The sequence below is a fragment of the Labilibaculum filiforme genome (genome assembly GCF_002843315.1).
GTDB lineage: Bacteria > Bacteroidota > Bacteroidia > Bacteroidales > Marinifilaceae > Labilibaculum > Labilibaculum filiforme.
Window position 1 is genome coordinate 1 of record NZ_MVDD01000032.1, and the last position, 20,849, is coordinate 20,849.

14 protein-coding genes are annotated in these 20,849 nt (G+C 34.6%); 11 read left to right on the forward strand and 3 right to left on the reverse strand.

The window, feature by feature from the left end:
* Window positions 1–53: 53 nt before the first annotated feature.
* On the reverse strand, window positions 54–806 hold the full coding sequence (locus BZG02_RS20205; protein WP_101263565.1) for an efflux RND transporter periplasmic adaptor subunit: 753 nt from the start codon (window positions 804–806) through the stop codon (window positions 54–56).
* Between the two features lie 225 nt (window positions 807–1,031).
* On the opposite strand from BZG02_RS20205, the gene BZG02_RS20210 reads away from it, so the two are divergent.
* The 10 genes from BZG02_RS20210 to BZG02_RS20255 all read left to right on the forward strand — a co-directional run bounded on the left by BZG02_RS20210 (window position 1,032) and on the right by BZG02_RS20255 (window position 15,320).
* Window positions 1,032–2,087, forward strand: coding sequence for a sensor histidine kinase (locus BZG02_RS20210; protein WP_101263566.1), 1,056 nt, complete (start codon window positions 1,032–1,034; stop codon window positions 2,085–2,087).
* Window positions 2,084–2,812, forward strand: a complete 729-nt coding sequence (locus BZG02_RS20215; protein WP_101263567.1) for a LytR/AlgR family response regulator transcription factor — start codon at window positions 2,084–2,086, stop codon at window positions 2,810–2,812. Before BZG02_RS20210 ends, BZG02_RS20215 begins: the two co-directional genes overlap by 4 nt.
* A gap of 121 nt (window positions 2,813–2,933) precedes the next feature.
* Window positions 2,934–3,443, forward strand: coding sequence for a GbsR/MarR family transcriptional regulator (locus tag BZG02_RS20220; protein WP_101263568.1), 510 nt, complete (start codon window positions 2,934–2,936; stop codon window positions 3,441–3,443).
* A gap of 122 nt (window positions 3,444–3,565) precedes the next feature.
* Window positions 3,566–4,723 carry an efflux RND transporter periplasmic adaptor subunit gene (locus tag BZG02_RS20225; protein ID WP_101263569.1) on the forward strand — a complete coding sequence of 386 codons (1,158 nt, stop codon included), beginning with the start codon at window positions 3,566–3,568 and terminating at the stop codon, window positions 4,721–4,723.
* Between the two features lie 35 nt (window positions 4,724–4,758).
* The gene (locus BZG02_RS20230; RefSeq protein WP_101263570.1) at window positions 4,759–7,911 is read left to right on the forward strand and encodes an efflux RND transporter permease subunit; all 3,153 of its coding nucleotides are present in this window, start codon (window positions 4,759–4,761) and stop codon (window positions 7,909–7,911) included.
* A gap of 10 nt (window positions 7,912–7,921) precedes the next feature.
* A complete protein-coding gene (locus tag BZG02_RS20235) occupies window positions 7,922–9,337 on the forward strand; it encodes a TolC family protein (RefSeq protein WP_218972314.1) in 1,416 nt (471 codons plus the stop codon).
* A gap of 446 nt (window positions 9,338–9,783) precedes the next feature.
* Complete coding sequence (locus BZG02_RS20240) at window positions 9,784–10,398, forward strand: peroxiredoxin (protein ID WP_218972315.1); 615 nt, start codon at window positions 9,784–9,786, stop codon at window positions 10,396–10,398.
* 484 nt (window positions 10,399–10,882) lie between these two features.
* Window positions 10,883–11,947, forward strand: a complete 1,065-nt coding sequence (gene corA, locus BZG02_RS20245; RefSeq protein WP_101263572.1) for a magnesium/cobalt transporter CorA — start codon at window positions 10,883–10,885, stop codon at window positions 11,945–11,947.
* 911 nt (window positions 11,948–12,858) lie between these two features.
* Window positions 12,859–14,109, forward strand: coding sequence for a Dabb family protein (locus tag BZG02_RS20250; protein WP_218972316.1), 1,251 nt, complete (start codon window positions 12,859–12,861; stop codon window positions 14,107–14,109).
* Window positions 14,110–14,339: 230 nt separating this feature from the next.
* Window positions 14,340–15,320, forward strand: a complete 981-nt coding sequence (locus BZG02_RS20255) for a bile acid:sodium symporter family protein (RefSeq protein WP_101263574.1) — start codon at window positions 14,340–14,342, stop codon at window positions 15,318–15,320.
* A 228-nt stretch (window positions 15,321–15,548) separates the two neighbouring features.
* Here the strand turns inward: BZG02_RS20255 and BZG02_RS20260 are convergent, their stop codons facing one another.
* Window positions 15,549–17,765, reverse strand: coding sequence for a sodium-translocating pyrophosphatase (locus BZG02_RS20260; RefSeq protein ID WP_218972317.1), 2,217 nt, complete (start codon window positions 17,763–17,765; stop codon window positions 15,549–15,551).
* A gap of 29 nt (window positions 17,766–17,794) precedes the next feature.
* On the reverse strand, window positions 17,795–18,571 hold the full coding sequence (locus BZG02_RS20265) for a hypothetical protein (RefSeq protein ID WP_101263575.1): 777 nt from the start codon (window positions 18,569–18,571) through the stop codon (window positions 17,795–17,797).
* Between the two features lie 687 nt (window positions 18,572–19,258).
* Between BZG02_RS20265 and BZG02_RS20270 the strand changes: the two genes are divergently transcribed.
* Window positions 19,259–20,446 (forward strand): TMEM43 family protein, encoded by a 1,188-nt coding sequence (locus tag BZG02_RS20270; RefSeq protein ID WP_101263576.1) that lies wholly within the window; start codon window positions 19,259–19,261, stop codon window positions 20,444–20,446.
* Window positions 20,447–20,849: the final 403 nt, after the last annotated feature.

Here is a 20,849-nt window from a genome sequence, read left to right on the forward strand (position 1 = left end):
AAGATCGTCCTTCATTTAATACTTTCAGTACTGCACGTTCGCGATCATCAATACTAAATTTGTTTCTCTTTTTCTTTTCCATAAAAAACACCCCAAATGTTGTGTCCAACTTTTGGGGTGCAGTTCAGATCGTAGGCATTTGTATTCACAAACTCGCCCAATTTCTGACCAGTCATTACCAAAGTGCCAGGTTTTATATCCGACTCGATTACTTCACCAGTAAAAGGAGCCAAAATGATATATTTCTCTAATTGTTTTTCCAAACTTTTAATGTTGTAGTATTCGGTATAAATATTTTTACCTGCCAAGTAATATTTTTCCTTATCGTTTTGTGCAATAGGAATTGGAGCCAATTGATTTTCCACATTGAATTGTTGTAAATATTTTTCCCAAGCAGAATAACTCTCCGGATAATCAAATTTTAAATCTGGCAAAATGCTAGCAATTTCCGTCATAAAATTACTTCGTTGAGAGTACACTTCGGCTCGATACTTATCATCTTGAATGGCAATAAGCTTCTCTCCTTTATTGAATTTCACTCCTTCTAAAAATTGTTTAGATGAAGCCATTAAAATACCTGTTACTTCGGAATAGACCTCCACCTTATCTCTCGCTTCTAATTTTCCTACAACCGAAAGTTCTAAACTGATTTTCTCGTTTTTAATGCTTTGAACTGGAACAATAATCTCTTTTAAAACAGCCTCTCTTTCTTTGGGAGCTTCCTTCATACTCGCAAAAAAGAATGTGATACCAAAACAAGCAACAATGACTAATACTCCTAAAAGGATACTTTTTCTTTTTAACATGATTTTATAGTTTTTAGAATCGACCACAATACTATTATAAACGCGCAAAGAATCTAAATTTTATCGACCAACAAGTCACTTTCAATGGTATTAACAACAAATGCAACTGCGAGGCTGATTCCCCACAAAATGAGTGCTGTTTACAGTTACTTTTCTTCATTTCATCGATAATTTTATAGAGGAGACAAGTATTTTTTGTTTTTTTGCTACTTAAACAGGAATAGCATGAATTTAAAAGACAGATTACATCATTTTTTTTCGATTAGATGGATACAGCACCTCTCCTTTTGGGGAGTATTCTTGCTAATGGAATTGGGGCGTTTTATGGATTTGGAAACAGAGCGCCTATACACGGAGCTATTACAGGAAGGAACTCAATTATTTTTCATTGTTTTCTTGGTTTACTTTAACCTTCGTATTCTGATTCCTAAATTTTGGAATACAGGAAAATACTCAAAATACATTGCAAGTATCATCCTTATAGAGGTATTTACAATCTCGACTCTCAGTATCATTCTGTTTCACTTTCCAGAATCAGAATTCACCCGCTTCGCCTCCTTAAATCCATGGAAAATTGTAATGATGAATACCTTTAAAACAAATATTTTTGTTTTATCGAGTTCCCTCTTTCATTTTGTGAAAGAATGGATTGCATTAAAAGATGAAAACCTCAGATACACTGAAAATTCTCAGGAACAATTAGCTGCAGAATTAAGCATTCTGAAGGCTCAAGTAAATCCTCATTTTCTATTCAATACCTTAAACAATATTTATTCGATGAGTTTATATGACTCTGAGAAAACACCAGAAACGATATTAAAACTATCGCAACTACTTAGTTATATGCTTTATGAGTGCAAAGATGAAGAGGTGCGTTTGGAAAAAGAAATACATTTTATTAAGAACTATATTGAATTGGAAGCCATTCGCGTGGAAGATGTAGCTAAAATTACTTTGAATATTGAAGGGGAAGACCTTGGACACAAAATTCCGCCTCTTCTGTTCATCCCTTTAATAGAGAATGCTTTTAAACACGGAATATCGTCTGAACGAGAAACTTCGGAAATTAATATTCGTTTACTAATATCCGAAAAGACTATAGAACTGGATATTAGTAACCCTTTGGATACCAAAACAGAAAAACTTAGTCAAAACAATTTTAATGGTTTAGGAATCGAAAATGTAAAAAAACGACTAGAATTGCTATTTCCAAATCGCCACTTATTTAAAATCTCCCAAAGCGAAAATCAGTACAGCACACACTTAAGCTTATTTGTATGATAATTAATTGCATTATTGTGGACGATGAAATTCACGCCAGAAAAGTTTTGGAAAAATACATTCAGGATTTACCACATATTAATTTGGTAAAATCGTGTAAGAATGCACTAGAAGCAATGGAATCCCTGCGAAACAACCAAATTGATGTTATGTTTTTAGATATCAATATGCCCAAATTAAGTGGTTTAAATTTTCTGGAGAGCTTAACAAATGCTCCTTTGGTGGTAATTACTACCGCCTATCGGGAATATGCAGTGGATGCTTACGAATTGGATGTAATTGATTACCTACATAAACCCATTCCTTTTCCTCGCTTTATTAAAGCAATATCTAAAGTAGAAGAAAAAATACAAGCAAAAAATCAACAATTTACCGTACATACCGAGACACCAAACCAAACAAAGCCAAATTTCATTTTTATTAAAGCCGATAAAAAAACAATTAAGCTCAACTTTAACGATATTAAATACATCGAAGGATTGGGCGATTACATTAAAATTCATACCCTTACAAAAACCATCGTTAGTAAATTAACCATAAAAAAAATGGAGGAATTACTACCTCCCAAGCAATTTCCGCGAGTTCATAAATCCTTTATCATATCATTAGAACTAATCGAATCGATTGAAGGAAATCAAATTGAAATTAACGATTTTAAGATTCCTATCGGATTAATGTACCGACAAAACTTTATGAATCTCATCAATACTTTTTTAAAAAAGTAGCTTTTTTACTGGAAATAATCTTCCGCTATCGATTGTGTAGCATTCCTTTAACAATTTTAACATTTTTTAGTTTGGAACAAACCGAACTAATGGTATATTTGTGCCAGTTAAAATTAAAAAAATGAAAAATAGCAAAGAATTAGAAGAGGAAAAAAAGCTTTTAGTTGAAAAATTTGGACTATTTATGGAGGGACAAGAAAAATTATCTCCTATTGGTGCCAGAATTTTTGCTACTCTTTTTATAAACAAAGAAAACGGGGCAACTTTTGATGATTTAGTCCATTTTTTGGGAGCTAGTAAGAGTACAATTTCTACAAATCTTCATAATCTCACCAAATCGAATATGATTGTATTTTATACAAGACCTGGTGATCGAAAAAAATATTACAGCTTATCCCCCGATGGATTTATTTCTAGAATTGAAGAAAAGATAGAAAATTTTAAAACCGAATTTATTCTGGTAGAACAAATATTACAATACAAAAAATTAGTCAATGATATCCTTGAAGAGGAAGACGGACTATGTTGCTCTGACCAGAAAAGCCCCTATTTAGACTACTTATCCAATACCATTCGATTGTTGGAACAGCTTCGCGACCAGATAAGGGTGAAATGCCCAATGAATACCTAATTAAACATTTTGCAAACAATTATTTATACGAAAAAAATTATTCAGAACTGTAATTGTTAGCAGTTTCGATTAATTCAGAACTAAAGAAACTAATTAACACAAATAATACAATTATTCACATCATGAAAAGGAATTACATCTTAGCAAGTATTGCCATTATCCTACTTGGTTTAACATCTTGTAAGGATTCGTCTCAGCAACAAATGGCTAAAGGGCCAATGCCATTTCCTGTACAAACAGCAGAAAAAGGAAATGTTACCATTTACAACCAGTATGCTGCAAATATTGAAGGAGAACAAAATATTGAAATTCGCCCAAAAGTGGATGGATTTGTCGATAAAATTTACATTGACGAAGGTACAGAAGTTAAAAAAGGACAACTTTTATTTAAACTTAGTTCAGAAACCTTAAATCAGCAAGTAAATGCAGCTAGCGCGAATGTTGAAGTAGCAAAAGCTCAGGTAGTAGCCGCTCAAGTAGAAGTTGATAAAATAAAACCTCTTGTACAAAAAAACATTATTAGTGAAGTTCAGTTACAAACAGCTGAAAGTAGTTTAAATGCCACCAAAGCGCAATTAAATGCAGCTCAGGCAAACTACATGAACGCAAAGGAAAATTTAGATTACACTTTTATTAAAAGTCCGGTTGACGGTATTGTTGGAAGCATTCCTTACCGAATTGGTAGTCTTGTTGGTCGTTCGGAAGCCAAACCACTTACTACTGTATCTAATATCAGTAATGTTTATGCTTATTTTACCTTAAACGAAAAGCAGTTGCTTCAATTTAACCGAGAGTTGAATGGAAATAGTATTGCTAGTAAAATTAAGGAATTGCCAGCAGTTGAATTAATTCTTGCCGATGGATCCACTTACGATCAAAAAGGTAAAATTGAAACGATTAACGGAATGGTAAATCCAAGAACTGGAAGTATTAGTTACCGTGCTATTTTTCCAAATCCTAACAACTTGCTTCGAAGTGGTATTAGTGGTCAGGTAAAATTACCATCTATGCTTAACGAGGCCATATTGGTTCCTCAAAAAGCAACTTTTGAATTGCAAGGAAAGAAATTTGTTTATGTGGTTGATAAAGAAAACAAAGTCTTATCGAAAGAAGTTTTTATTAGCGAGTCCATCGATCAAAATTTTATCGTAGAAAACGGATTAAACGAAGGACAATCATTTGTGGTTGAAGGATTAATTAAACTACGCGAAGGCATGCAAATTCAGCCGGTAAGTGAAAAACACACTCCAGAAGGAAACGCTGCATTTTCTAAAAAATAAACTCCATTAAATTGATTATTTAACACAAAAAATCCATGTTTAGAAGATTTATTGAACGGCCGGTATTATCGACCGTAATATCCATACTCATCGTAATTTTGGGAGTTTTAGGACTCACCTCTTTACCAAGAGAGCAGTTTCCGGAGATTGCACCTCCCACCGTGCAAATCTCGGCAACCTACCCTGGTGCCAATGCGGAAACCTTATTGAAAAGTGTTGTTGTGCCCATTGAAGAAGCCGTTAACGGTGTGGAAAACATGACTTACATGTCATCCACCTCAAGTAATGATGGAACAGCAACTATTAGTGTTTACTTTGAATTAGGAACCAATGCCGATATTGCTGCGGTAAACGTTCAAAACCGGGTAGCTACCGTAAACAGCAAGTTACCACAGCAGGTAATTCAATCGGGTGTTACCACCACAAAAGTGCAAAATAGTGTATTAATGTTCTTCTCTCTTTTAACAGAGAATAAAGATTTCGATGCCACATTTGTGGAGAACTATGCTCGTATCAACCTAATTCCCATGGTGAAGAGGATTAATGGAGTTGGTGATGCAAGTGTTTTTGGATCTCGCGATTACTCTATGAGAATCTGGTTAAAACCAGAAAAAATGGCGGCTTATGGTATCACACCACAAGATGTTACAAATGCATTGAATGAGCAAAACCTGGAAGCATCTCCAGGAAAATTTGGAGAAAATTCCTCCCAGTCATTCGAATATGTAATTCGTTACAAGGGAAAGTTATCTTCTACCACCGAATACGAAAATATCATTCTTCGTTCGGAAGGAAACTCGGATTTTCTTCGTTTAAAAGATGTTGCAAAAATTGAATTAGGTGCCTTTAGTTATGCAACCAACAATATTACCAACGGTCATGCCTCTACTGCAATTGCAATTTATCAAACATCAGGCTCCAATGCTCAGGAAATTATTAAAGAAATAGAACGCACTTTGGAAGTTGCAAAAAAGGATTTCCCAAAAGGTATTGATTATGTGATTCCCTTTAACACCAACGACTTTCTTGAGGCATCCATTAGTAAGGTACTTACCACCCTTATTGAAGCCTTTCTTTTGGTATTTTTGGTTGTTTTTCTATTCCTACAGGATTTTAGATCTACTTTGATACCAGCCATAGCAGTTCCAGTTGCAATTATCGGTACTTTTTTCTTTCTAAATTTGTTTGGATTTTCGATTAACATGCTTACCCTGTTTGCTTTAGTACTGGCCATTGGTATTGTTGTTGATGATGCCATTGTGGTTGTGGAAGCGGTTCATGCCAAGCTCGACAATGGTGCGAAGAGTGCTAAGAAAGCTACTATATCGGCTATGAGCGAAATTACAGGAGCAATTATTTCCATTACTTTGGTAATGTCGGCAGTATTTATTCCGGTTTCTTTTTTGAAGGGTCCAACAGGAGCATTCTATCAACAATTTGCAATTACCCTTGCTGTAGCAATTGTAATATCTGCAATTAACGCTTTAACCTTAAGCCCGGCATTGTGTGCACTTTTATTAAAGCCTCACAATCCGAGTGAAGAGCATAAAAAAGGATTGGCCAGTCGTTTTTACACTTCTTTTAATACAGGTTTTGATGCAATTACCAATCGTTATACCAATTCGGTTCGATTCCTAATCAGTAAAAAATGGCTAACAGGAGTTATTCTGGTTGTATTCATTCTTATGGCAGGATGGTTCTTTAAAACCACTCCTACCGGATTTATTCCGAATGAAGATCAGGGAATTATTTTCTGTGATATTAGCTTACCTCCGGGAAGTACTTTAGAGCGAACTGGCGAAGTAGCAAATAAAGTAGAAGCAGTGATTAATCAACTGGATGTGGTTCAGGATAAAATGTTTGTTGTTGGTTTTAGTTTAATGAGTGGTACCCGAGGTGGATCAAAAGCCTTTGCGGTAATCAAGTTAAAAGAGTGGAATCAACGAAAAGAAGATCATCAGAAAGTAAATGCAATTATTGGACAATTATTCGGACAAACAGCAGGAATTAACGAAGCCCGAATTCTTTTCTTTGCACCTCCAACAGTTCGAGGATATGGAAACTCGGATGGTTTTGAAATGCGTTTACAAGATAAATCAAACGGAGAGTTTAGCGATTTAATGGAAAAAAGTAATCAATTCTTAGGTGCTTTGAATCAACGACCTGAAATTAAGTATGCGATTACCTCTTTCAACACCGGATTCCCTCAATACGAGATGGAAGTAAACGTGGAGAAAGTAAAAGAAGCAGGAATATCTGTTAGTGCTTTATTTACTACTCTCCAAGGCTATTACGGAAGCTGGTATGCAGCAGATTTTAACCGATTTGGAAAACAATATCGTGTGATGATTCAAGCATCACCTGAAGATCGTGAGACCATAGAGTCGATGAACAATGTATTTGTAAGAAATGCACAAAACGAATTAGTTTCGGTAAGTCAGTTTGTAAGTATGACCAAAGTAAATGGTCCTGATGTTGTAAATCGATTCAATTTGTTTAACTCGGCAACTATCAATGGAAATGTGAATCCTGGTTACAGTACTGGTGATGCGATTAAAGCAATTCAAGAAGTTGTAGCGGAAACTTTACCTGCCAGCTATGGATATGAATTTTCGGGGATGACCCGTGAGGAACAAAAAGCCGGTAATCAAGCCATTTTAGTATTTGCACTAAGTTTGATTTTTGTGTATTTCCTTCTTGCAGCGCAATACGAGAGTTACATTCTGCCTTTCTCCATCATCCTTTCCTTACCTATTGGAATATTTGGAGCTATCTTTTTTGTGAAGATGATTGGCTTGGAAAATAATATTTACTTTCAGGTGGCACTAATCATGTTAATTGGATTGTTGGCAAAAAATGCGATTCTGATTGTAGAATTTGCCTTACAACGTCGTCGTCATGGAATGGAATTAGTGACAGCTGCAGTAGAGGGAGCAAAAGCACGTTTACGTCCGATTTTGATGACTTCTTTCGCTTTTATTCTGGGAATTGTACCCTTAATGATTGCAAGTGGTGCTGGCGCAGTTGGTAACCGTTCTATTGGTACCGGAGCAGTTGGAGGAATGTTAATTGGAACTTTATTTGGCGTGTTTGTAATACCTGCCTTCTTTGTAATTTTCCAGTCTATTCAGGAAAAAATCAGCGGAGCTCCAAAAGAGGAAAGTGAAGAATTGGATACAGCAGAATAAATAGATGGAAATGATGAAGAAAAAATATATAATACTTAGTCTGGTAATAGTTGCTTTCAGTCTTCAATCCTGTTTTGTTGCTAAAAAATACCAGCAACCCGAAATAGAAATTGCAGATCAGTATCGCAATATTAGCACCAACGATTCGGCTACTTTAGCCAATATGCCTTGGGAAGAATTATTTACCGATTCCAAGCTGCAAACATTAATCCATAAAGCTTTAGATAAGAACTTGGATTACTTAATGGCAGTAGAGCGAGTTAATGCCGCATTAGCCTATTACAAACAAGGTAAAATGGGTTATGCACCAAGCTTAAACATAGGTGCAAATGGAGGCAATTATGAATTATCGGACAACAGTTTAACGGGTATTTCGGCCGGAGGAAATGGTTATAACTACGAAAACTACCAATTAACCGGTACTGTTTCGTGGGAGGCAGATATCTGGGGAAAAATTAGAAGCAATAAAAGAGCCAGCGAAGCTGGTTATTTGCAAAGCGAAGCGTCGCGACGAGCAGTTGAAAGTGCTTTGGTTGCTAATTTAGCCTCGGCTTACTATCAATTAGTTGCTTTAGATGCTCAGGTAGAGGTTGCAAAACGAACCGTAACCAATCGTACCGAAAGTTTAGAGACTATGAAAAGCTTGAAAGAAGCTGGCCAGGTAACCGGAGCAGCTGTAAAGCAAACCGAAGCACAATTGTATAGCACACAAATACTTCTCCTAAATTTAGAAGAAAATGTAAATCTTTTAGAAAATACAATTTCTTTGATATTGGGTGAAAATGCAGGTGATATAGTTCGTTCTAAACTAGATGAACAAAAAATTGAAATTGAATTGCAAACGGGTTTTCCGGCTCAATTGCTAAGAAATCGACCAGATGTAATGGTAGCCGAATATGGTTTTAGAAATGCTTTTGAGTTAACTAATGTTGCAAAAAGTAACTTCTACCCTAGTTTGAGTATTAGTGCCAGTGCAGGATTAGAAAGTATCGATTTTGACGATTGGTTTAGTAGCTCTTCATTGTTTAGTAATGTGATTGGAAATTTAACGCAACCTATTTTTAACAAGCGTAGCATTAGAACCAAATACGAGGTAGCCAAAGCACAACAAGCCGAAGCACGTTACAGCTTTCAAAAAGCGATGTTGCAGGCAGGCAAAGAAGTATCGGATGCTTTGTATAGCTACCAATCGGAACAACAAAAATACGAAATCCAGAAAATGGAATTGGAAGCCTTAACAAAAGCAGTAGAATATTCGGAAGAACTGCTGAATAGTGGCTATCAAAACACAACCTACTTAGAGGTATTAACAGCACGCAGCAATGCGCTTTCGTCGGAAATTAATACCATCGACACCAAGTTTCAACAGCTAAATGCTGTAGTAGAATTATACCTTTCGTTAGGCGGTGGTTGGAATCGTAAGTAAATAAACGAATAGAACATTAGATTTTGGCCGGATTGCATCAGTAGGATGGTTTTTGATAGTGGTTTATCAATTTGTAGTCCGGTCAGATTTTATCCCATTTATTTGGCAGATCAACAATAAACAGCAGGTTTTCTCGAGAAAGCCTGCTGTTTTTTTTGTGGTCTACAACACGATATTTTGCAAAAAATTGCAAACCAAAAGTAAACTGTTTTTTCTATTTGTAAGCTACTTATAGATTTTCCCTATCAGATAATATACATTTTCAATCGAGAATATTCTCATTTCCAATTTTTAATAAATATCTTTACAATATCAAAAAAAGAGATATAAACAATTAATTAATAGGAGACTAAACTATGGGATGTGATACAGGTTTAAAACCCAGAAAAAAAGTACAAGTAGAAAATTCAGAAGGTAATAATCAACAAATTAAAGAGGAAAAAACTATGAGCTCAACAATGGTAAGACAAGAAATGCCTAATTTTACAATGGATGCATACAATTCTGCAACCGGACATTTCACAACAGTTTCAAGCGAAGATTATAAAGGCAAATGGGCAGTAATTTGCTTCTACCCTGCCGATTTCACTTTTGTTTGTCCAACAGAGATTGCAGCTATGAATGCAAAATACGATGAATTTCAAGCATTAAACACAGAAATTCTTGCCGTATCGGTGGATACTAAATTTTCGCACAAAAGATTTGTTGAAACAGAACCAATTCTTAAAGGATTAAGATTAACCATTGGTGCAGATGGTAACCAAGAGGTAAGTCGTGCTTTTGGAATACTAATTGAAGAAGAAGGAGTTGCACTTCGTGGTCGTTTTTTATTCAATCCTGATGGTATTTGTGTAGCTCAGGAAGTTCAGGCTGACTCGGTAGGTAGAAATGTAAATGAATTTTTACGTCAGGTTCAGGCATGGCAACATGCTACCAAAACCGGTGAAGTTTGTCCTGCAGGATGGAGACCAGGAAAAAGAACTCTTCCGGTAAATACCGATGCAGAAAAAATGACCGGACGCGTTGGAGATTATATCACCATTGAAGAAATTTTAGACTAGATATTCCTTTTTTTTATCCAACTAAAGCAGTAAGCTACCCTTTCGGGGAAACTTACTGCTTTTTTTATTGATACTTAGCCTAAAGATGGCAGCAAAAGTTTTTTTCGATAAGCAAGCTTGTATCTATAAGCATATTTTACCAAAACAGAAAACACTGATCGGCGAATAGAAATACTCCAAAAAATAAAAAAAATACCTACATTCCCTAGTCAATACAAAACATTTTCGCAAAAGCGCTTACATTCCTTGAAATTCTATTTTAACAAGATGTATAAATTACCAAAGTAATTTAAATGCACGAAATGCCTTTTTACCTATGAATGATATTTTAATTTGGATCGGAATTAATGAACATTAACTCGGATAGTGCTTTGGAAAAGGATATTGTGCTTTTTTGGCTCGAAGATAATAAACGAATTATAACTGGAGCCGATATTTTGGGGCGACTATTAAAAGGAATCTAAACAATTACAAACGCATGAATATGGCCAGATTTATAAAAAAATCGAAAAACGAAATAGGAATTTCTCCCGATGAATTATTTTTTAGAGGAGAACAAAAAATTGATAATGTATTGTTACGAATTATCGATTTTGATGCCAACAACTTGGAAGAAAATGCGGTAAAAACAGTTAGTGAAGTCTTAAAATATCAGGAAAAAGAAACCGTTACCTGGTTTAATATTGATGGAATTCATAATACCGACATTATGCGGGAAATAGTAAAAGGCTTTCATTTAGAGCAACTTATTATGGCCGATGTAATGAATACCGATGCAAGGCCTAAAGTGCAGGAGTACGACAATTGTATTTTTATTTCGATAAAAATGTTGCGTCACGATGAGAAAACCAGCTTAATTCAGGTAGAAAATTTAAGCTTAATTTTAACAGAACATGTACTAATTACTTTTCAGGAAAAAAAAGGAGATGTATTTGAGCCTGTTCGCGAACGAATAAGAAAACAAAAGAAACGAATACGCCATTCGGGCACCGATTACCTTGCTTTTGCATTGCTGGATATTGTTATCGATAACTACATTTATATTATTAGCGAGTTGGGCGAGAAAATTGAGACTTTGGAAGAAAACCTGCTGCAGGAGCCAAAAGAATCGGTAATTGATGATATTAATACCTACAAACGGGAATTGAACTTTTTACGAAAAAATATTAAACCTGCCCGAGAAATGATTCTTAACCTCTCGAAAATGGAATCGGAACTAATAGCCGATTCTACCGACATTCATTTTAAAGAGCTGCAAGATAATATTAATCAGGCCACAGAATCGTCGGACAGCTACCGTGAAATTTTATCGGATCAGTTGAATATTTACCATACCACAATAAGCAGCAAGTTGAATGATATTATGAAATTTTTAACCATTTTCTCGGTTATTTTTATTCCACTTACCTTTATTGCTGGTATATATGGTACCAATTTCGATGTAGTGCCAGAACTTCATTACGAGCACAGTTATTTTATTATGTGGATAGTAATGATTGTATTGGCTGTTGGGATGCTAATTTATTTTAAAAAAAGAAAATGGTTTTAAGATATACACAAAACATTACATGCACTTGTAACTAGTATTTAAAAAAAATCTGATACCCATGTAAGGAAAGTATAAAAACTTGAGTTTTTAACCGTGACTATTTAGTGAAAGCTCGAAAACTTGAGTTTTGACACAATGTAGAAAGTACAAATCCTGAAAACTTGAGTTTTGACACAATGTTGAAAGTACAAAACCTGAAAACTTGAGTTTTGATACAATGTAGAAAGTACAAAACCTGAAAACTTAAGTATCGGATTGTTTTGACTGCATTCGCAAAGCACAAGTTGAAAACTCGCACTAACTTTTGTAAGTTGTAACTTAATAGCTATTTAAAGCTCGCATAATAGTTCTTTTCTTAAAGTGTGACACTACACTTCTGAAAATGAAATTGTAGAAATACTCGGCGATAAAATGTCGGTAGTGAGCGAATCAGGAAAAGGTAGTGTCTCAAGTTTTCTTTATCTTTGCATAAAGCAGAATAAAAACACGCAATGCAGTAGGATAATTTACAATCCTTTAAACCTACTACTAAAGGTTCATCAGTCGTATATTCGGACCTTTATTGTTATTTATAGGTCTGCATAAATAGCTGAATGTTACGGCTAACAATTAAATAAACAGTTAAAATTTATCCCGCAAAAAACATAAAAAATTATATTCTTATAGGACTTTTACTCTTTTCAAACCTATGCTTCTCTCAAGTTTCCGATAATCTTACGCTTTACAGGACAGACTTTAAGAACGTTTCGGGAGATAATACCGTTTCCATAACCAGTTATACAAAAAATGGAAAGCATTACGTATATGCCGGAGGTGCAGGAGATATTGATGTTTTTAGTATTAATGCTCAAGGAAAATTAGGCCATATTGAAAAACAAGAACAATACAAAAAGAAAGGTCCAGCCAGAGGAATGGTTGCAGACAACATCAATGGAACTGACTATTTATTTGTAGCAAACAAATATGGTGATGCCATAGAGGTTTATAAAATAATGGATGATGGAGCTCTGGAACAAGTATTTATGATACACGATACCGAAGAAATTTATATTGGCATTGGTATTACATTACAAGTTGTTCATATGAACAATGCCTCGTATTTATTTGCGGGAGGCTTGGAAGAAAAACCAGGCTTAAGTTGCTTTAAAATTGAAGATGATGGAAAACTCACCCATGTTCAATCGATGAAAGATGATGACAAAGTACATACCGATGGCATAATAGGAATGTTTGTTCATAAAATAGATGGAAAAACCTTCTTATTTACAGGTGGATTTCAGGATAATGGCATCAGTAGTTTTAGAGTTTACGAAAATGGAAAGTTTAAAAATATCAATAATATTGATGATAATGATACGGATCGATTCTTAACCGGTGCATATCCAGTAACAGGAGTTAAATTAGGAGATAATCATTATGTGATTGTTGGTCACAGACATCATAAATACTATGCAAGAGGAGGTTTTATTAAAAAAACAGATTTTGTTTATCATGGCGATGCGGTAAGTGTTTTTAAGGTGAATAAAAAAGGAGAGCTCACTCCGCATTCTGTGTTAAAAGACAATGAGAATACAAAGCTACAAGGACAAACAAGAATCGAAATTGTTTCGGTAAACGATAAGGAAGCTATTTTAGCTGTAGGTACACGAGATGATGCCAGTATTCAGTTGTGTAAACTGAATGAGCAAGGCATACTAAGCCCCATAAATTATTTAGAAACTGGTTTTCCTATTTATTATGGTTTAAAATCTCTTAAAATTAATGATGATTATTTTCTCGTTGCTGGTTCTATTGAATGGGGCTTTAGAAAAATAGTTGCCTACAAACTTGGTAGGAAAGACTCCAGTACTTCTGGAAAAGTATTAAGACATGTGGTTAGTTTTAAATTTAAAAAGGATGCTAGCCAGGAAAAGATTGATGAAGTTATTGCCAGCTTTGAAAACCTGAAAAATGAAATCCCCGCAATAAAAGAATTGGAATGGGGACTAAACAACAGTACAGAAGGTCTTAGCAATGGATTTAATTATTGCTTTACCTTAACTTTTAACGACGAAAATGCCCGTGAAATTTATGTATTTCACAAAACTCATTTAATTGCACAGAAAAAAGCTAATCCACTATTAGATGCTATTTTTGTTATCGATTATTGGACAAGTAATTAGTATTAGCAAAGGAAATAGCACTATTAAAATTATGCTTACCTCTTCCCTATTTAAATTCTTTCTTTATTTTATATCGCCAACTTACTACAACAAAATAACATGTAATTTTGTTCGCTTTGTTTCCATCCACCTGATAAAGGAAACACGATTTGGTCATCGAAGAAAGATTGGTGCGACCACTATAAATTTTTAAAATTATTAGTTAACATATCACAAGCAGTAAAATATCTATGAAAATAAAGATTGATAAATTTGTTTTATCTATTGCAGCAGTAATTAGCATCGCTTATTTTTTCCCAGGTTGGGGAACACCTGGAAGTAAAATGCCTATCGACACAATTAGCGCAATAGGAATTTCGCTTATATTCTTTTTTTACGGACTTAAATTGAGTCCCACAAAACTAAAAGCAGGAATCAAAAACTGGAAATTGCATCTACTAATACAAACCTCCACCTTTTTCATTTTTCCTTTGTTAATTTTAATTTTTCGACCATTCATTCAAAATGAAGAGCAAGAAATCATCTGGTTGGCGTTTTTTTTCTTGGCAGCGCTTCCATCCACAGTATCGTCGTCGGTAGTAATGGTTTCTATTGCAAAGGGAAATATTCCAGCTGCCATTTTTAATGCTAGTATTTCTGGAATTATTGGTGTTGTTCTTACTCCCTTGTGGATGGGCTTATTTGTTCAGAATGCCCAAGCGGATTTTAATTTTATCGATATCTATGTAAAACTTATTGTGCAAATAATTTTGCCGGTACTACTAGGAATTCTTTTACAACGCTTTTGGGGAGAATTTGCTCAAAAACACAATAAACACTTAACATTATTCGATAAGTCTATTATTTTACTGATCATCTACAAAAGTTTTGCATCCTCTTTTGAGGAGAACATATTCAGTTCAGTATCTCTTTTAGATTTACTACTACTCTTTTGTGCCGTTTCGCTATTGTTTTGTATAATGTTCTTTTCCACAGGATTCTTAGCTAAAGGAATGGCATTCAATACCGAAGACCAAATTACAGCTCAATTTTGTGGAACAAAAAAATCATTGGTCCACGGAACTGTATTTTCTAAAATCATATTTGGAAACCTGGCTTCCATTGGTATTATTCTCTTGCCTCTTATGTTATTTCATGCATTGCAGTTATTAATAATTAGTATTGTAGCTTCAAAAATGAGCACCAATTACAATACCGTTTCCATCCCATAGCATTCACGCCATCAAGCCTTGGTACAGAATAGAACAAGAGTTGTAATTTCTTCCAGTAATAGAATTTAAACATAAATATTCGGGTTTAGCAATACAGCTAAAACCTAAATAACCTTTAAATTTAAAGCGAAAAACTAGCAAGCAAAATTTTCATCGATATCCAAAACGTAAAAATGGGGTTAAGCAAACTGCTTAACCCCATTAAAATTTTACTGCAATAAGTTTATTTTATAGCAGACTATAGGCAACGGTTACACCCGACATTACAATTGCAACCATACTCATCAATTTAATTAAGATATTAAGACTTGGTCCCGAAGTATCTTTAAATGGATCTCCAACAGTATCGCCAATTACAGTTGCTTTATGAGCCGCAGAACCTTTACCTCCTAAATGGCCGGCTTCCACATATTTTTTGGCATTATCCCAAGCTCCTCCTGAATTAGCCATAAACACGGCCAAAACAAAACCAGCACCTAAACCACCAACAAGTAGTCCCATAGTACCAGCAACACCAAATATTAAACCGACAGCAATCGGAACAGTAATTGCCAAAATAGAAGGCAACATCATTTCTTTTTGAGCTCCTTTCGTCGAAATAGCAACGCAATTTGCATAATCAGGTTCATTTTTTCCGCTTAGGATACCTGGTATTTCACGAAATTGTCTTCTTACTTCATCCACCATTGCTCCTGCGGCACGACCAACTGCATTCATGGTTAGTCCACAAAATACAAATGCCATCATCGAACCAATAAAAATTCCAATTAATACGGTTGGATTCATTAAGTTAACTTTAAAAAAGTTCATGAAATCTGTTAAGCTAATTGCACTCACTTCACTTGCAGAAAACACAACCTTTCCATTAGGGAAAGAATAATTTTCGGCAGTTTGGAGCAAACGAATAATTCCAATCTTAAGTTCCTCAATATAAGATGCCAATAAAGCTAAAGCAGTTAATGCTGCAGAACCAATAGCAAAACCTTTACCGGTTGCTGCTGTTGTATTACCCAATGAATCAAGAGAATCGGTACGTTTTCTTACTTCAGGTCCGAGTTCGCACATTTCAGCATTTCCACCTGCATTATCGGCAATAGGACCATAAGCATCAGTAGCTAAAGTAATTCCTAAAGTAGAAAGCATTCCCACAGCAGCAATTCCAATACCATACAAACCAATACTCATATTATTAACATCAAACTCGGATGCAAATAAAAAGGAAAATATAATACCTGCAACAACAGCCATAACAGGAATCGCAGTAGAAATCATCCCCATTCCTAATCCCGAAATAATTACGGTTGCTGCGCCAGTATTCGAACTTTCAGCAATTTTTTGTGTTGGTCTGTACTCTTCCGAAGTGTAATATTCGGTTGCACGTCCAATTATTATTCCTGTAATCAATCCTGTAACAATGGCACCCCAAATTCCCCAAATATTATCCAATTCGAGAACATAAAGAATAATCCATGAAAATACAATAATTAATGCAGAGCTGATGTTTGTTCCTCTCGACAAAGATTTCAGTAATTGTCGTTGAGTAGCACCCTCTTTAGCTTTCACCATATAAATTCCGATAATTGAAAGAATAATTCCCACTGCAGCAATCAGCATCGGAGCTAAAATTGCTTTCATCTGAGAATCGGCATCTTTCATAAAAGCAGCAGCACCCAAAGCTGCTGTAGCTAATATAGAACCACAGTACGATTCATATAAATCGGCTCCCATTCCAGCCACATCGCCTACATTATCGCCTACATTATCAGCAATTGTTGCCGGATTTCTAGGATCATCTTCAGGAATACCTGCTTCTACTTTTCCTACAAGATCGCCACCAACATCAGCTGCTTTTGTGAAAATTCCACCACCTACTCTAGCAAATAAAGCCTGTGCTGACGCTCCCATACCAAAAGTTAACATGGTAGTAGTGATAATCATCATTTTTTCAGCCACCGTTGGCTCATCAACAAAGTAATTAAGAACAATAAACCAAGCCGAGATATCGAATAATCCAAGTCCAACTACAACCAATCCCATAACAGCTCCACTTCGAAACGCTACACGAAGCGCCATATTAAGAGAAGTCCGTGCTGCATTTGCGGTTCTGGCTGACGCATAAGTTGCTGTTTTCATACCAAAGAAACCAGCTAATGCTGAGAAAAATCCTCCCGTTAAAAAAGCTCCGGGAACCCATTCGTTTTGTAAATTAAAACCATATGCCAATACCGAAAACAGAATTACAATAATCAGGAAAAAGATACCTACTACTTTATATTGTTGCTTTAAGTATGCCATTGCTCCCTTTCGAACGTGAGAAGCTACTTTTATCATTTTATCAGTACCTTCACTTTCTTTCATTACCTGTTTAAAAAAATGAAAGGCAAATCCTAAAGCAATTAAAGAACTAAATGGAATAAACCAAAAAATATTATCTATGTTTTGCATTCTAATAAAAATTTTTTATTTGTATTTTTTTAATTAAATCCGATTGACTTGGCTGATCTCCACCATGCATAATTCTTATCATTCAACTCTTCTTCCGAAGGAAAAGGATAATAAACCATCTCCTTATTGTCACCAATAAAAAAACCGTTTTTAATGGTTCTAAAAAGAAGCTCCCTAGAAAAGAAACGCACAATCGTTTTTTGAGTTTTACCAGGTTCTTCATTAAGAATCTTTAAACAATCTCTTAAATGATCTATATTAGGATAAGGTAGATTATGCGCAGGTGAATTTTCAAAATCCTCTGTTAATCCATTCAATTGCAATTCTACAAACGCCAATTTTGGAACACTAACTTTTTCTGTTCCTTTGGTCATATAATCAATAAATTGCGCAGGAGCCAACTTACTAATAATTCTTGGCGTTACCGGACAAAGCTCCTGATACAAATGTGCACTGGATTTAATATCGCCAGGATAATCTCCTTTTTTTATTTCCATGGTTCGACCATCATCTGTAGTCAGATATAAACTTTTTAAAGCCGAAACCGGAATACTTTCCAATACCCGGTAAATAGAAAGATATACTGAACTTTTAGGTCGTCCGCCTTCCTGAGGAATGCATCTTTCATTAATGTATTCCAGAGGAAGAATATCCTCGATAGCATCACCATCTACCTCGAGAAAAATTACCTGACCACGCGTACGTTTTTTAATCCCAACAGCCATATAGCTTCCAAACTCTTCTGGCGAAAGCATGGAGGCAATTAAAGCTTCGGGCGTTAAATTTAAATAAATGTTTGGTTTCATTATTTACATTAGTTTTAGGGTAAAAACAATATGTTACGCTTTATTATGAGGAATAATAAAGTGTCTTGATACAAATTAAATATACTGTCTGCATTTGAGTAATCACAACAGTATTAGAGTGTATGGACACTCTCTATATTCTATCATTGCCTTAATTTCATTGATTTGTTTTATCGAAAACGGGCTAATAAAATAAAAATGATATGTTTCAAAAAATTCCCAACAAATATAGAAGAATAATTCTGAAATTCTTGGAAATACAAGCATTAATTACGCGATAGCAGCGTTCGAAAATTAGTATTCGCACCAGAATTTTAAGTCCATTGATCGTTAGCAAACGAAAACATTTCGAAACAATCTGTTGGCTTGATTTCAACTAGTTAATTTGAACTTATGTTTCGTAATAAAAAAAAGCTTAACAGGAATAACTATAGCTCAATAAGTAGAATAAGCTTTACATTTCGCCAATTTAAATTCTTTCTTAATTTTACTGCAACAGCTTCTTGTAATAAAATAATATGTAAGTTTAATGAATGTATTTTCTTGTTTATTTTCTTTGCTCAATACGCTTAATTTGTTGATAAGTACTGCATTTGTTAAGTATTTGAAGGATAATAAAGAATGAATACAAATTAATTAACGAATAATCATTTCCGATCAATTTTTATTAATTATAAATAATTCAAAGTGGAAAATCGAGATTCATTTACCGAAGTAACAACAGAAGGTTGGGGCTCAAGAATTATGGGATCAATTAAGTCTATTCTATTTGGAATTGTACTTTTTATTGTAGCTTTTGTAGTATTGTGGTTAAACGAAGAACGTGCTGTAGATACAGCTAAAGGATTAACGGAAGGCGCTTCTCAAGTAATTTCAATTAATTCGCAGGAATTTAGGAATGAAAACAGTGGAAAACTTGTCCATATTACAGGAAATATTCTCAGTAAAGAAACACTTAAAGATGAAGAATTTAATGTAAATGTAAATGCATTAAAACTGCAACGTAAAGTGGAAATGTATCAATGGATAGAAAAAAAGGATCAGGAAAAAGAAAAAGAACTTGGCGGTAGTGAAAAAACCACAACAGTTTATAATTACGTAAAAGAATGGGAAGAATCGATAATTAAATCAAATGATTTTAAACATACCGAAGGACACTCGAATCCAACAAGCTTTCCTTACTCTGAATATACTCAAACTGTTTCTAAAGCAAGCATGGGTGAATTTAATATATCTAGCTACTTATTAGCAAGTATGAATAGCTATGTGCCCTTTTCAATAAATTCGGTTGATTCCATAAAATATCCCAACGCACGCATTACTAACGAAGGAAACGCAAACATTGGCACAAATACCAACCTCATTAAAAAAATATTTATTGGCAAGGGAAGCTCTTCATCTCCACAAGTAGGAGATGTAAAAGTTTGGTTTGAAATAGTTAAATCGGGCGATGAATATAGTATTATATCTCAACAAATAGGGAATACATTTGAACCATATTCTACAAGTACCGGCACTAGTATTCAGATAATTTCTAAAGGCATACAATCGGCTGAAAGCATGTTTAATGCGGCTCAAAAAAGTAATACAATAGTAACTTGGTTACTAAAATTACTAGGTTTCTTACTGCTATTTGCAGGATTATCGTTAATAGTTAAACCTTTGGTAGTTTTAGCTGATGTTGTACCATTTTTAGGTACTATTTTAAATTTTGGTTTGTCCTTATTTACAGGTTTACTATCGTTCGCACTTTCCTTTATCACCATAGCTATTGCATGGATTGTTTTTCGCCCAATTCTTGGTATATCTTTATTGGCGATTGGTATAGGAATCGCTTTATTTTTCTTCATCAGAAAACCAAAAAACAAAATGTAAACCACAGCAAATGCTAGTTTTGAATCAACCACCGAAAAAAATAGCGAAGCAAAATTCTAAAAATGGAAGTAAGAATAGAATATATTGAAGAAAGAAAATTAGTTGGAACACGAATTAAAACAAGTATTACTAGGGATCTAACTGGAAAACTATGGAGCGATTTTATGCCCAAACGCAAAGAAATCAGTAATAACGGCAGTCTGTCTAAAAACTCAACAAACTGCTCAAATAAGTGTTAAATATAGCTGTTTTAAGGATACATAAAAATTGATATTGCTTTTATTTTCTGACAGAAACCAAGTTCTTATTTTGGCTAATTTCAACCCTAAGAGCTCCATTAATTCAAGAAAGTAAGATAATAGCTGTTTTGCCCATTTTATCAGGGCTTTTATGCCAACAATAT

Excerpts from the sequence above, each read along its gene's own strand:
- BZG02_RS20215 (WP_101263567.1), top strand. The coding sequence starts at position 2,084 with ATGATAATTAATTGCATTATTGTGGACGATGAAATTCACGCCAGAAAA.
- BZG02_RS20260 (WP_218972317.1), bottom strand. The coding sequence starts at position 17,765 with ATGCAAAACATAGATAATATTTTTTGGTTTATTCCATTTAGTTCTTTA.
- BZG02_RS20220 (WP_101263568.1), top strand. The coding sequence starts at position 2,934 with ATGAAAAATAGCAAAGAATTAGAAGAGGAAAAAAAGCTTTTAGTTGAA.
- BZG02_RS20240 (WP_218972315.1), top strand. The coding sequence starts at position 9,784 with ATGAGCTCAACAATGGTAAGACAAGAAATGCCTAATTTTACAATGGAT.
- BZG02_RS20235 (WP_218972314.1), top strand. The coding sequence starts at position 7,922 with ATGATGAAGAAAAAATATATAATACTTAGTCTGGTAATAGTTGCTTTC.
- BZG02_RS20225 (WP_101263569.1), top strand. The coding sequence starts at position 3,566 with ATGAAAAGGAATTACATCTTAGCAAGTATTGCCATTATCCTACTTGGT.
- BZG02_RS20210 (WP_101263566.1), top strand. The coding sequence starts at position 1,032 with ATGAATTTAAAAGACAGATTACATCATTTTTTTTCGATTAGATGGATA.
- BZG02_RS20230 (WP_101263570.1), top strand. The coding sequence starts at position 4,759 with ATGTTTAGAAGATTTATTGAACGGCCGGTATTATCGACCGTAATATCC.
- BZG02_RS20255 (WP_101263574.1), top strand. The coding sequence starts at position 14,340 with ATGAAAATAAAGATTGATAAATTTGTTTTATCTATTGCAGCAGTAATT.
- corA (WP_101263572.1), top strand. The coding sequence starts at position 10,883 with ATGGCCAGATTTATAAAAAAATCGAAAAACGAAATAGGAATTTCTCCC.
- BZG02_RS20265 (WP_101263575.1), bottom strand. The coding sequence starts at position 18,571 with ATGAAACCAAACATTTATTTAAATTTAACGCCCGAAGCTTTAATTGCC.
- BZG02_RS20250 (WP_218972316.1), top strand. The coding sequence starts at position 12,859 with ATGGTTGCAGACAACATCAATGGAACTGACTATTTATTTGTAGCAAAC.
- BZG02_RS20205 (WP_101263565.1), bottom strand. The coding sequence starts at position 806 with ATGTTAAAAAGAAAAAGTATCCTTTTAGGAGTATTAGTCATTGTTGCT.